The sequence below is a fragment of the Campylobacter concisus genome, from assembly GCF_003048875.2.
Classification (GTDB): Bacteria; Campylobacterota; Campylobacteria; order Campylobacterales; family Campylobacteraceae; genus Campylobacter_A; species Campylobacter_A concisus_AU.
Map to the genome: position 1 here is coordinate 1,035,593 of NZ_CP049264.1, position 13,100 is coordinate 1,048,692.

Annotated in this window: 9 protein-coding genes and 1 pseudogene; 1 reads left to right on the forward strand and 9 read right to left on the reverse strand. The window is 40.3% G+C overall.

Translation table 11 applies throughout. The features are described 5' to 3' along the window. Position 1: 1 nt before the first annotated feature. Positions 2 to 835, forward strand: coding sequence for a ModD protein (gene modD, locus CVT07_RS05215; protein ID WP_107937718.1), 834 nt, complete (start codon positions 2 to 4; stop codon positions 833 to 835). A 310-nt stretch (positions 836 to 1,145) separates the two neighbouring features. Here modD and CVT07_RS10365 read toward each other — a convergent pair whose 3' ends face one another. From CVT07_RS10365 to CVT07_RS05255, 9 genes and pseudogenes are all read right to left on the reverse strand, one after another. Next, positions 1,146 to 2,306 (reverse strand): methyl-accepting chemotaxis protein, encoded by a 1,161-nt coding sequence (locus CVT07_RS10365; protein WP_430748116.1) that lies wholly within the window; start codon positions 2,304 to 2,306, stop codon positions 1,146 to 1,148. A gap of 9 nt (positions 2,307 to 2,315) precedes the next feature. Then, positions 2,316 to 3,116 (reverse strand): annotated as a pseudogene (locus CVT07_RS10370) (nitrate- and nitrite sensing domain-containing protein); the annotation flags it as partial. A gap of 321 nt (positions 3,117 to 3,437) precedes the next feature. Continuing rightward, positions 3,438 to 6,005 carry a molybdopterin-dependent oxidoreductase gene (locus tag CVT07_RS05225; protein ID WP_107937694.1) on the reverse strand — a complete coding sequence of 856 codons (2,568 nt, stop codon included), beginning with the start codon at positions 6,003 to 6,005 and terminating at the stop codon, positions 3,438 to 3,440. 263 nt (positions 6,006 to 6,268) lie between these two features. After that, on the reverse strand, positions 6,269 to 8,776 hold the full coding sequence (locus tag CVT07_RS05230) for a molybdopterin-dependent oxidoreductase (RefSeq protein WP_107937697.1): 2,508 nt from the start codon (positions 8,774 to 8,776) through the stop codon (positions 6,269 to 6,271). A gap of 505 nt (positions 8,777 to 9,281) precedes the next feature. Beyond that, a complete protein-coding gene (locus CVT07_RS05235) occupies positions 9,282 to 9,857 on the reverse strand; it encodes a cytochrome c (protein ID WP_002942837.1) in 576 nt (191 codons plus the stop codon). 97 nt (positions 9,858 to 9,954) lie between these two features. Continuing rightward, positions 9,955 to 10,377: an EamA family transporter gene (locus CVT07_RS05240; RefSeq protein WP_021086954.1), complete on the reverse strand. Its 423-nt coding sequence runs from the start codon at positions 10,375 to 10,377 to the stop codon at positions 9,955 to 9,957. Between the two features lie 51 nt (positions 10,378 to 10,428). Continuing rightward, the gene (locus CVT07_RS05245) at positions 10,429 to 11,352 is read right to left on the reverse strand and encodes a Dyp-type peroxidase (protein ID WP_103594187.1); all 924 of its coding nucleotides are present in this window, start codon (positions 11,350 to 11,352) and stop codon (positions 10,429 to 10,431) included. A gap of 23 nt (positions 11,353 to 11,375) precedes the next feature. Then, positions 11,376 to 12,071 carry a DUF4230 domain-containing protein gene (locus CVT07_RS05250; RefSeq protein ID WP_002942821.1) on the reverse strand — a complete coding sequence of 232 codons (696 nt, stop codon included), beginning with the start codon at positions 12,069 to 12,071 and terminating at the stop codon, positions 11,376 to 11,378. Between the two features lie 56 nt (positions 12,072 to 12,127). After that, the gene (locus CVT07_RS05255) at positions 12,128 to 12,961 is read right to left on the reverse strand and encodes an MBL fold metallo-hydrolase (RefSeq protein WP_107937699.1); all 834 of its coding nucleotides are present in this window, start codon (positions 12,959 to 12,961) and stop codon (positions 12,128 to 12,130) included. Between the last annotated feature and the right edge of the window lie 139 nt (positions 12,962 to 13,100).

A 13,100-nucleotide genomic window follows, 5' to 3' on the forward strand; every position in this document is an offset into this window, starting at 1 on the left:
AATGAGACTAAGCGACGCTGAAATTTTAGACTACATAAACGAGGACCTACCCTACTTTGACCTCACTACGTCGCTTCAAGATATCGATAAAAAAGCTTCGCTTGAAATTTACTCGCGTGATGAAATTTGCGTTAGCTGCGTAGATGTGGCAGCAAGCATAGCAAGGCTACTTGGCTGCGAGAGCGAAATTTTTGTCAAAAACTCTCAAATTTGCAAGGTTGGCGATGTGATCATAAAAATTTATGGTAGTTACGAAGATGTGCATAAGGCTTGGAAACTAGCCCAAGTCGCACTAGAATATGCTAGCGCCATCGCAACCTACACAAACAAAATAGTAAAAGCTGCAAAAAGTGTCAATGAAAAATGCGAAGTCTTAGCAACCAGAAAGAGCTTCCCATTTGCAAAGAAATTTTGCGTAAAAGCCGTGCTTGAAGGCGGTGGCGGTATGCACAGACTTGGACTTAGCGACAGCGTTCTTTTCTTTAAAAACCACATAAAAGCCTACGCTAACTTTGATGAATTTCTGTCACATTTGCCAGAATTTAAAGCCAAAATGGTCGAGCGAAAGATCTGCGTCGAGGCTGAAAATTTGGACGAAGCAAGCAAGCTTTTGAAAGCAAAATGCGACGTCGTGCAGTGTGATAAATTTAGCCCAGAGCTTATCAAAAACGTGCTAGCTTTAAGAGATGAAATTTCACCAAATACTATGATACTAGCAGCTGGCGGCGTAAATTTATCAAATGCAAAAGATTATGCAAATGCCGATGCGATAGTCACTTCTGCAATGTACTCAAAAGGCGTTGCAGATATCAGCGCAAAACTTGAAATTTTGTAAAATTTTACATATAAAAATACATATAATTTTATATATAAAATAATAAATATCTCTAATTCTACTAAGTATTTTGTAAGCGTCTATAAAATTTTAAAATTTCATGAACGAGTAATTTCGACTCTAAAATTTGAGCTAAGCGCTAAGCGAAGCCAAATTTTAGTAGTCAATTCTTAGGGGTGAATGGGATTTTAAAATTTGTAAAGATTAAACCCCCAACCCAGCCTAAACCAGGTTGGAGTTTATGAATATTAATGAAGTGTTTTGTCTTAAACAAATTTGAGTTTGTTTAAAACTCTAGAGAAAGAGTAGTTTAAAACCTCTTCTTCCTAACCTCTTCAACTATAGCTTTAGCCATCTCATCTACTTCTGATGTTACTTCGTTTGCTTGGTTTGCAATTACAACGTTTTCTTTTGTTAGATTATCTATTTGAGCAACTGATTGATTTATCATATTTATACCTTCGCTTTGCTCTTTGATTGATTCACTCATCTCATTTATTGATTGAGCTAATACATTTGTATTTGCTTCTATCTCACCTAGAGATTTTTGAGTTCTTTCAGCTAGTTTTCTTACTTCATCAGCAACGACGGCAAATCCTCTGCCGTGCTCTCCTGCACGTGCAGCTTCAATTGCAGCATTAAGAGCAAGTAGATTTGTTTGATCTGCTATATCTCTAATAATAGTTATGATGTTTTTAATTTCATCACTTTGTCTTATAACATCAGCTGTCTTTTGAGAGATGGCATTCATTGAGCTACTCATTTGCTCAACTGCAGCAGCAGATTCTTGAAGTGAGCTTGCTTGTGTGTTTGCTGAGCTTGCTACTTTAGAAACTGAGCTTGCTAGAAGCTTAGCTTTTTCTTCTAGTACTTGAGCTTGGTTTAGATTGTCATTTAGCATTTTAGATATCTCTATGCCAAGAGAGTTTATACCACTTGCTATCTTACCATCATCATCAAGTCTTTTTGTAAAGTCTTGGTTTTTATAAGTATTTAGTAGATCAAGTACATCTTTGCCATTACTTGAGATTGCATTTTTAAGAGCAAGTTGTAGATCTTTAAATGTGCTTTTTAGTTGATTTAGAGCTGGGTTATTAGTATCAGCTTCTAAGCTTGCTTCATAGTTGCCATCTTTTATCTCATTTACAAAGGTGTTGGCTTTTTGGATGAAGGTGTTTTCATGCTCTTTTGCCGTCTGGATAACCTCTATATTTTCATTTATAAGCGACGACATAATGCAAATTTCATCTTTACCTTTTAAGCTTAGAAGTTTGGCTGAATTTGTTTTGTTGTTTAGATATAAGAAAAACTCGCCAAGCCCGCCCTTTACGCTATCGATGCCTGAGATGATATTTTTACCAACAAAAAATGAAACCAAAACAAGCAAGAGTATAAAACAGGCAAGTAAGATAACCATAAAAACAGCTAAATTGCCAGCTTCGCTCATATCTTGTAAAGCTTTATCTTTCATATCATTTAGCAAGTAAAGCTCATAGTTTCTAAAGTTATCGATCAAATTTGTGATGCTTTGAAACCAACTAGCCGCTTCGAACTTGTTAGCTGTCTCATCTGGAGTAGCGATAGCACTTTTGATGATATCATCTATCTTTTTAAACTCATCACTTTGCAAGATCTCTTTTTGCAGGCTGTCTGCGTATGTGCCTGCGTTAAATTTCACATAGTCATTTAAGAGATTTTTGATATTTGCGTTAAATGAAACCAAATTTACGTATGTATTTTTATCGATGTTATGTTTTATAAAGGCAGCATTTAACACCGCCCTTGTGATACCAAAATACTCTTTGATCTTTGAAATGCTAAAAATTCTAGCCAAGTTATCTTTCATATCAGGCTCAGAGCTGCTTGCGAGGGAATTTTCAAATATAAGTGTATTTTCGATCATATCGTGAAATTTAGGAGCTATGAGAGCAAAACTTTCTTTGTTATCTACTTTTGCTCTTATGCTATTAAGCTCACGTGAGAGTTCATCTTTGTTAGAAAGTTTAGACAAAACGCCATCAACTTTAGCTCTTTGCTCTTTTAAATTTTTATCAGCATCTTTGCCATTAGCTATAAAGCCTGCGCTATAACCGCGCTCTTTTTGAAGTTCATGGATAAATTCGCTTTGTTTTATGATATCTTCAGCTGTATTAAGACTTGATACAGCTTGGCTTCTAGTCTTAAAAACGCCATTTAAAATATAAATACTTGTTGCACTTAAACAAATAAGACTTAAAATTACAATTAGTAGGATCTTTATTTTTATACTTAGATTATTCATTTTTCATTCCTTTGCATTACAAGATACGTTATATTGGCTGTTTCTCCCAAAAACAAGGCGGATTTTATTACTTTAATAATTAAATATAACTTGAAAATATAAATTACATTTAAGCAACAATAAATTTACTTTACAAAACAAATGCCCTATTTTAGGTGATTTAAGAAAATTTTAATTACAAATAAATAATATAAATTAATAAAAATTATTCAAATTTTCTCTAAAATTTACAAAAATGAATAGATAAATTTGAAAAAGTAGTTAAAGATATTTTATAAGCAAAGATAAATTTAAGCAGGAGATCACTCCCCTGCTTTGAGATTATTTAGAAAATTTTGGCTCAGAAAACGCTGTAAGTTTTGGTGCTTCATCGCCTTGATATTTTCTGATATTTACAAGAGCTGTGTGGCTGATATTGCCGTTTGCTAGCTTACTTGTTGGGATATCTATGGTTAGCACGTTTGCAGAGCCATTTTTGCAGATGCCACTATCAAATCCGTCATACCAAGCGCCCTCAGCTAGTTTTGCAACACCCTCTTTGATGTTTTTAGTCACATAAGCACCTGCCAAAACCTCGCCACGTGCGTTAAATACACACACCAAATCGCCTGTTTTTACGCCAAGCTCTTTTGCGTCATTTTCGTTTATCCACACTGGCTCGCGGTTAGCGATAGCATATTTGTCACGAAGTGAAGTTTGGCTTAGCTGTGAGTGCAAGCGGTCAGTTGGGTGAGCGCTTATCATGTGGTATTTTGCTGGTTTGTCTTTCATGCCTAGCCACTCGATCGGCTCAAACCAAGTTGGATGCGCCTTGCAGTCATCATAGCCCATTTTCTCGATCGTATCTGAGTAAATTTCGATAAGACCGCTAGGCGTTCCAAGAGCGTTTAGCACAGGATCTTCTCTAAATTCGCCAAGTCTTACCCAACTATCACTATCTTGAGATGAAGCAAATGTGACTGGTTTGTTTTCATTCCAAAACTCTTCAAATGGCTTCATGTCGCTTGCAAGCTCAGGGACCGCTTTTACTTGAGCGTAGGCTGCGTCGTAGTACTCTTTAATCCAGTCAAACTCGTCTTTGCCGTTATCTGTGTAGGCGATGACTAAATTTTTAGCATAAGCCTTGCAAAGGTCAGTGAAAATTTGATAGTCATCTTTTGCTTCGCGGTATTTTTCAACGACTTGTTTCATCGGCACGATGTTCATGTTTGAGTAGTCCCCTGTCATCGTGATGTCGTTTCTCTCATACTCTGTTGTGACTGGAAAGACGATATCAGCCATCTTTGCTGTCGGTGTCCAGTATGCTTCGTGAACGACAACCGTTCTTGGCTTTCTCCACGCTTTTAAATTTGTATTAGTATCTTGGTGATGCACAAGCGGGTTGCCGCCGACCCAGTAGATAAAGTCGATGTCTGGGTAGGTGATCTTTTTGCCGTCGTGATCTATCACTTTGCCAGGGTGAAGCAACGCATCAGCGATACGAGCTACTGGGAAAGCGTAGTTGGTTGCTTTTTGTAGCCAGCTTTGACCTGTGCCTGCTACTGCGGCTGCTTTTGCGACGAAGCGACCGTGTTTGTCAAACTCGCCTGTATCAGTGCCGATAAACTCGCCTTTTTCGTTAAATTTACCCACACTTGCGCTATTTACGCCGCCGATGACTGCGCCTTTGCATGTTGGTGCGCCGCCGTTTGAGTAGTGGTAGCTTAAGCCAAATCCCCCACCTGGTATGCCTATCTGACCGATCATAGCAGCAAGTGTCACCATCGCCCAGTGTGGTTGCTCGCCGTGGTGAGCGCGCTGCATACCCCAGCCACTCATTAGCATCGTGCGATTGCTTACAAATGTATCAGCTAGCTCTTTTAAGGTATCTTTGTCGATACCACAAATTTTGCTCGCCCACTCTAAATTTTTAGGAGTGTTGTCTGTCTTTCCTAGTAGATATGGGAGGAATTTATCAAAGCCATAAGTGTAGTTTTCGATAAATTCTTTATCGTATTTGCCGCTTTCATATAGGTAGTGCATCATGCCTAGCATCATCGCTGTGTCGGTGTTTGGCACTGGAGCGATCCACTGAGCTTTGTCGAAGTATTGCGCTGTTTCAGATCTGATAGGATCGATCACGATCACTTTGATATCTTTTTTGTTTTTTAGCTCTTCAAAGTATTTAAAGCCTTGTTCATCAGTCGCTGTCCAAGCTATGCGAAGTGTCGCAAGTGGGTTTGCGCCCCAGATGACTACGACTTTTGAGTTTTCTAGCACTACTGGCCAGCTAGTTTGCTGCTCATAGACCTCGATACTACCTACAACGTGAGGCATGATGATCTGGCTAGCGCCTGTTGAGTAGTCGCCTAGCGAGCCAACAAAGCCGCCACTAAGGTTCATAAATCTATGAAGTAAAATTATTGAGTTATGCACGTTTCCGCTTGACTTCCAGCCGTAGCTACCTGCAAAAACGCTTTGTAAGCCTTTTTGTGCTCTTGTTTTTTTAAGCTCCTTAGCAACTAGCTTGATCGCCTCTTCGTAAGGCACTTCGACCCACTCATCGATGCCACGAAGCTCTGGTTTTGGGCTATCTGGGTTTTCAAGGTAGCTCTTTCTTACCATTGTGTGTTTGATACGACTTTTATAGATCATATCTGGTGTGTAGTGTTGAAGTGGATTGTAAATTTCACTTGTCTTTTGGATAGGCTCTGACTTTACAGCGATGCCGTTTTTGGTTGTCACTTTTAGCATGCCCCAGTGAGCTGCTGTAAGAGTTTCGCCATTTTTTACAACGCCCTTTTTAACCTCATCAGCAAACAAATTTGAAGCTGTTACGCCTGAAAGCAAAGGTGTAGCTGCAAGTGCTGTTGCACCTTTTTTTAGAAAATCTCGTCTGTTCTCGTTCATTTTTTCTCCTTTTATTATCTTTAACTTCTCGCCTAGGCAAAGCCAAGGCTCCGACAAACCCCATCGGTTTGATCCCGCACTAAAGACTAAGATCGCAATCCAGCGATCCATTTTAATGTTCTTTAGCGGCTTGGCAAAGCCAAGCCTAAGAACCAACTCTAAAGACTAAGATCGCAAGTCTGCGATCTAAATTTTGGTTTTCTCCGTTGAGCCAGAAGCAAGCGCTATTAAATTCCGCTCACTCTTACAAATTTACAGTCCGATCAGACTGAAAATTTTGGCTCTTTAAAGGCGCTAAGCTCTGGTGCCTCACCTTTAAATTTTTTGATATTAACAAGCGTCGTATGCGAGATATTTGCATTTGAGAGCTTGCTAGCTGGGATGTCGTTTGTTAAAACATTTATGCAGCCATTTTTGCAAACACCCTTCTCATCTGGGTCGTACCATGCGCCCTCGCAAAGTCTTGCCACGTTGTAGCTCACATTATCGCTCACCACAGCGCCTGCTAAAATTTCACCTCTCTTGTTATAAACACGCACGATGTCGCCTGTTTTGATGCCAAGTTTCTTAGCATTTTTAGTGTTTATTAATATCGGCTCACGATCAGCCACCGCGTACGTATCTCTAAGCGACGTTATACCTAGCTGAGAGTGCAAGCGCACGTTTGGGTGTGGGTTTAGCAGGTGAATGCTGGCTGATTTTTTCTTCGCACCCAGCCACTCAGCAGGCTCCAACCACATAGCATGACCCTTGCAGTCATCGTAGTTCATATTTGCTATCGTCTCTGAGTAAATTTCTATAAGACCACTTGGCGTGCCAAGAGCGTTTAGGATAGGGTCTTCTCTAAACTCAGCGTGTCTTACCCAAGCCTCATTTTCTGCGGTTGAGTCAAATTTAGTAGGCTCGTTTTTCTCCCACCACTCACTAAATTTAGGCATTTTTACGCCAAGAGCTTTGTTCTCATTGATGACTTTAGCGGCGCTATCGTAGTATGACTTGATGAAATCAAGCGGCTCTTTCGCCCCGTCAGTGTAAATTTCAGCTACGCCGTCAGCATAAGCCTTGCTTAGATCAGAGAAAATTTGATAGTCGTCTTTTGCCTCATTTTGTTTGGCTACGACTTGCTTCATCGGCATGATGTATTGGTTAGAGTAGTCGCCAACCATAGTGATATCATCTCTTTCATAAAGCGTCGTCACTGGAAATACAATATCAGCCATCTTCGCTGTTGGCGTCCAGTAAATTTCATTTACGACAACCGTTCTTGGCTTTTGCCATGCACGTTTTAGCTTATTTAAATTTTGCTGATGACCAAATGGATTGCCCCCTGCCCAGTAGATAAAGTCGATGTCTGGATAGGTGATCTTTTTGCCGTTATGATCTATCGTCTTGCCAGGGTTTAAAAGCACGTCAGCGATGCGAGCTACTGGGAAAGAGGCTGCTTGCATCTCTTCTATCTCCGCTTTTAGCCTCTCATCAGCCACGTCTTTTGCATATCCTTTAAATTTACCATCTTTGATGACGCCGATATCTGCTGGGTTGATACCGCCAACGACCGTTGCTGTGCTAGTTGGCACGCCGCCACCGCTGTAGTGATAGCTAAAACCAAAGCCTCCGCCTGGTAGGCCGATCTGACCTAGCATAGCAGCTAAAGTGACTAGCATCCAGTAAGGCTGCTCGCCATGGTGAGCGCGCTGCATAGCCCAGCCGCCCATTATCATCGTGCGATTTTTGTACATTTTAACAGCAAGCTCTTTTATCACCTTTTCGCTAACGCCACAAATTTTACTCGCCCACTTTGGTGTTTTTGGCTTGCCATCTTTTTTACCAAGCAGATACGGCAAGAATTTATCAAAGCCAACTGTGTAGCTCTCTAAAAACTCTTTGTCGTAGTTTTTGCTCTTATATAGATGATACGCCATGCCAAGCATCATGGCTGTGTCTGTATTTGGCACTGGAGCGATCCATTTTGCCTTGCCGTCAAAGTAGTTACCCGTTAGGCTCTTGATAGGGTCGATGATGATGATCTCTTTATCGCTATTTTTTAGATCTTCTAGGTATTTATATCCTAGCTCATCAGTCGCCGTCCAGCCAACTCTTAGCGTAGCTACTGGGTCACTTCCCCAGATCACCACTACCTTTGAGTTTTCAAGTACCACCGGCCATGTAGTTTGCTGCTCATAGACCTCTATGCCGCCCATAACGTGAGGCATGATAACCTGCCCTGCACCTGTCGAGTAGTCGCCAAGACCGCCGACAAAGCCACCAGTTAGGTTCATAAATCTAGCCAAAAGCGTAGTTGAGCTGTTGAAATTTCCGCTTGATTTCCACGCTGGAGACTTCGCATAAACGCTAGCAAGGCCTCTTTGAGCTCTTGTCTTTTTTAGCTCTCTTGCAACTAGCTTGATCGCGTCTTCATACTTTACCTGTACCCACTCATCTTGACCGCGAAGCTCTGGCTTTGGGCTATCTGGGTTTTCAAGATAGCTCTTTCTCACCATAGGATGCTTGATGCGGCACTTGTAGATCATATCTGCAGTGTAGCCTCTTAATGGGTTTGGTATGCTGCTTAAAACGCTAAGTGGCTTTGAGCCAGTCACAACGCCGTCTTTTACGCTAACATCCATCATACCCCAATACGCCGAGGTTCTAATGCTGCCATTTTGTACTAAGCTTGGTTTTACACTGCCATTTCCACTAAAAGCGCACCCGCCTAGAAATGATGTAGCAGCTAAAGCCAAACTACCTTTTAAAAATTTTCGTCTTTGCATTAATAAATACCTTTTTTACTTCTTGCCTAGGCAAAGCCAAGGCTGCGAGCGGAAGTGCAAGCACTCCCTGCACCCACCTAAAGTTACTTGTCCGACCACGCGGACTAAATTTTGGTTTTCTCCCTGAGTAAAACACATTAAATTTAAGACCTAGTTTTTGATCCTAAATTTTGGTTTTACTTCTCACTTGAGCAAGCCCAAGCTACGACAACCCCCCCCCCATCGGTTTGATCCCGCACTAAAGACTAAGATCGCAAGAGTGCGATCCAAATTTTGGTTTTCCCTCTAAGCAGCCACCCATCGCTCGCATCGCTAGCGATATGCTTCGCTCACTCTCTCCCGCACAGATACCAAGCAGTTGGTATCCTCTAAAGGCGGTCGTTCACCCACCTAAAGTTACTTGTCCGACTACGCGGACTAAATTTGGTTTTCTCTAAGTAAAACCATTAAATTTAAACCCTTTGCCTTGCTAAATTTGGTCAAATTTAGCCCTGTTAGGTTTTACTTATTTGCCTAAATTTACGTCAGATGAGTGTTTTTGTAGATATTCTATAACTAGCCACTCGTCTTTTTTCTCTATTGCGGTTCTGCCGATCATTGATTTTAGAAGTGACGGCCATTGATTTGCATTAAAATGCGTAGTTTGAGGCAACGCATGGCAAACGCCACAGCTCTCTTTATACATCTTGTCAGCTTTTGCAAACATCGCATTTACATCGGTGCTAAAGCCATCTTTTTGAACAAAAACTGTCGTTTCTACCTCGTTCCATTTCCCGTTTTTGCCCTCTTTTATCACTTTGATATCAAAAGGTGCAGTTTTTGCAAATGCTACTGAGATGATCCTCGCGCCATCAGCAAAATAAACTACGTTGCTAACGGCTGGGTTTTGATAGCCTTTTACTTTGATCTGCGCTCTGTCGCCGCTTGTTTGTAAAATTTCAACTGCATTGGTTGGTAGCAGCCTGCCTATGCTCTTAGCTGAGTTTGCGTCAGCATATACGTCCTTTACGACATCTGTGTAGTTCATGCCTGCACCAAATGCAGCACAAGCTACGATGGCTGATAGAATAATTTTTTTCATATTTCTCCCTTCAAAATGAAATTGTCAAATTCTAGGGGCTTTTTGATTAATTAAAAATTAAAATTAAAAATATACTTTAAGAATAATGCAGAAAATTTTATTTAAAAATGAGTAAAAACACGCCAGATACGATAAGGCAAACGGCTAAAATTTCTTTTAAATTTAGCCTCTCACCAAGAAATATGACAGCCAAAATGATAGCCAGCACAACGCTAAATTTATCAACCAGCGCTACCTGATAGACTTTACCTGCTTGCATAGCTTTAAAATACATAAGCCACGAAAGACCAGTCGCCATACCACTTAGTATGAGAAAAAGCCAGTTTTTGGGACTTAGCGAGCTTAATGGCTGCCATTTTTTAGCCACACTTAAAAGCAAAACAAGCATCAAAATGACAACGATCGTTCTTATAAATGTCGCAAAATCGCTATCGATATCCTTTACGCCTAGCTTTGCAAAGATCGCAGTGAGTGCAGCAAAAATAGCCGAAAGAGCTGCGTAGATAAACCACTCTGGCATCTTTATCCTTATAAATTTAAAGGGGCAAATTTGCTTCGCCCCAAGCTAAATTTATCCCTCGTAATCGCCAAGCATATCAAGCGTAGGAGCAAAATATAAAGCCCCAGTCACTGGCGTACTAAAGTCAAGCAGCCTATCTGAGTTACCTTTTGGCTCGCCGATAAACATCTTTTTAAGCATAAGCTCAACAGTTGAAAATGTGCTAGCATAAGCGATGAAGTAAGTGCCTGTTTTGCTGCCTTCAGTAAATGGCATATTGCCACGCACGACCTTTTTATCGTCGCCGACATTTGCAGCAGCTGAGTGTGAATTTGTAGGTTTTACGCTCTCGTCCATCTCGATGTCATACTCTTTTGAGCGGCCTATAACCTTTTCTTGCTCGCTTACGCTTGTGGCGTTCCACTCTTTCATTTTGTGGAAGTATTTTTGAACAAAAACGTAGCTACCGCCTTTAAATTTAGCGTCCTCTTTGCCGACTTTTGCAAAGTGGTCTCTATCTTCGCCATCAGGGTTTTCAGTGCCATCTACAAAGCCGATGATCGCCCTGCCGTCGTGGTACTTAAAGCCTTGAGTCTCATCTGTAAGCTCTGCAAATTTAAACAAAACTTCTTTGATATTTTGCGCCATGTCAAAGCAGTCAGCCGCATTTAGCGCGCGGATGTGGATGTGGATGTCACCCTTTGTGCTAACAGCCTCGTGTTTATCGCCTTTTATAGCTTTAAAATTTACAAGCTCTTTTGGCAATTCTTTTGAAATTTCAAGCTTTTTCCAAGCATCATGACCCACGCCAAGGACGCAATTTACATTTTCATTTGCGCCAAATCTAACTTTGGCAGTTTTATTTAAATTCACAACCAAAGCACAAAGCTTAGCAAAGCCCTCTTTGCATGCCTTTTTGTCGCCTTTTAAGACCCATGTTTGAAAGACTGTGTTGTTGCCAGGTGCTTGTGTGACCTCTTGTGAATTTACACTCATTTTTTCTCCTTTAAATTTAATTTTTATGCGATATTTTCTAAATTTAATTGCTCGTTGATCTGCTCGTCGCTATCGTCAAAGACAAACTCGACCTTGTTTGCGCCAAAGCTCTTAGCTATCGCTTCAAGCGTGTCACGAGCTGATTTGTGGATTTTACTTTGAAGCTGCGAGATAAGGCGAACGCTCATCTTTTTTACTTCGTTTCTTGCCTCTTCGATTAGCCTATTTTTATCTTCTTCTGTAAAAGTGCTACCAAAAAAGCCATTTAGCGAGTCAGGCAGCAAAAATGGTATAAATTTGCCATTTTTTTCATCGTAAAATTTCATATCTGCGATTGAAAATTTATACTTGCATGGAGGCATTTTTATCTTGTAACTAGAGTTTGCGATCTGCATGATCTCAAGTTTTGGGCTAGTTAGATCGTAGATGAAATTTATCTCAAATTCAAATATCATTGAAAGTTTCTTCTCACTTACTAGCCACCTTAGATACTCTTTGCCAAAATTTCCAAACGCATGATCTGTCTTTGTGACGATCTCTTTGCTATATACCTGAAAAACGGATAGTTCGCCGATGCTTTTAAGCTGCGAAATTTCAGTGCTGACTGAGACATTTTCGCTATCGTCTTTTGCCTTTTTTAGCGCCTTGTTTGACCTATAAAATGCAAATGCCAAAATAGCTAGCAAGATAGCTAATATCAAATTTGCGTATTCGCTCATATTTTCTCCTTTAAAGCCCGCATTTTATCCTAAATTTGTAAAGCAAAAGAAATTTATCACTCAGGCAAGGTGATGGGGCTCTTATAAGGCATGTGAGCTCCCACTATCTTTGTAGTCTCGTCCTCTAAACCATCAAGCACCTTTTCTCTCGTTTTGGCAGCTTGGGCTGGATCTATATCATAAGTGATAGATATGCTTGGCTCGACCTCTTGCACTGCTAGGACGTGAAGAAGATCAGCTATAAAGATGATCTTGTCGTTATCTGACTCAAAGCTTATCATGTTGTGCCCTGGAGTGTGACCGTAAGCTGGGATAGCCATGATCTTTAGCGCCCCATCAAATAGCGGCTTTTTATGGTCAAAAAAGCTCTTATCGTCCTTATAAAGCGATAAAATTTCTTTTGTCCTCTCATATTTGCCCTTCATCCAGTAGTCCCACTCCTTTTCATCTATAAAAAGCTTGGCGTTTTTAAATGTCTTTTTGCCCCCATCTATGAGCCCACCTATGTGATCAGGATGAGCGTGCGTGATGATGACGTAGGTTAGATCCTCTGGCTTTATATTTCCAAAAGTTTGCAGATCATACTTTAAATTTTCCAAGCTATCTTCATAGCCGCTATCTATGAGCGCCGTGTAGTCATCGCACTTTGCAAACATTACGTTGTGTTTGTTTGGTAAATTTTTAGTATTTGCCACAAGCTCTTTTTGCGCCTCATCTTTGGCTATTAGCTTATCTACTGGCGCGTCAGTCGTCTTTAGTGAAAATACATAAAGCTTGCATCCGCCCATAGATCCTATCCATACTTGATCGTTTTGCTTACTAACCACCTCATCATCGGCACAAAAAGCCAAAGTGCAAAACAACGCAAGGCTTAATAAACTCTTTTTCATATCTCATCCTTGAATAAATTTGCGAAATTTTAGTCCTGTAAATTTAATGAAAAATAATAATCCTTTAAAAAAATATATAAATAATAGTTTTAAAAATAGAGATAAAAAAAATTATATTTAAATAACTAATTTTAGATTA

Bases quoted from the DNA above. Each gene is read 5' to 3' on its own strand.
- CVT07_RS10365 (WP_430748116.1), bottom strand. From the start codon at position 2,306: ATGAAAGATAAAGCTTTACAAGATATGAGCGAAGCTGGCAATTTAGCT.
- CVT07_RS05235 (WP_002942837.1), bottom strand. From the start codon at position 9,857: ATGAAAAAAATTATTCTATCAGCCATCGTAGCTTGTGCTGCATTTGGT.
- CVT07_RS05245 (WP_103594187.1), bottom strand. From the start codon at position 11,352: ATGAGTGTAAATTCACAAGAGGTCACACAAGCACCTGGCAACAACACA.
- CVT07_RS05230 (WP_107937697.1), bottom strand. From the start codon at position 8,776: ATGCAAAGACGAAAATTTTTAAAAGGTAGTTTGGCTTTAGCTGCTACA.
- CVT07_RS05225 (WP_107937694.1), bottom strand. From the start codon at position 6,005: ATGAACGAGAACAGACGAGATTTTCTAAAAAAAGGTGCAACAGCACTT.
- CVT07_RS05255 (WP_107937699.1), bottom strand. From the start codon at position 12,961: ATGAAAAAGAGTTTATTAAGCCTTGCGTTGTTTTGCACTTTGGCTTTT.
- CVT07_RS05250 (WP_002942821.1), bottom strand. From the start codon at position 12,071: ATGAGCGAATACGCAAATTTGATATTAGCTATCTTGCTAGCTATTTTG.
- CVT07_RS05240 (WP_021086954.1), bottom strand. From the start codon at position 10,377: ATGCCAGAGTGGTTTATCTACGCAGCTCTTTCGGCTATTTTTGCTGCA.
- modD (WP_107937718.1), top strand. From the start codon at position 2: ATGAGACTAAGCGACGCTGAAATTTTAGACTACATAAACGAGGACCTA.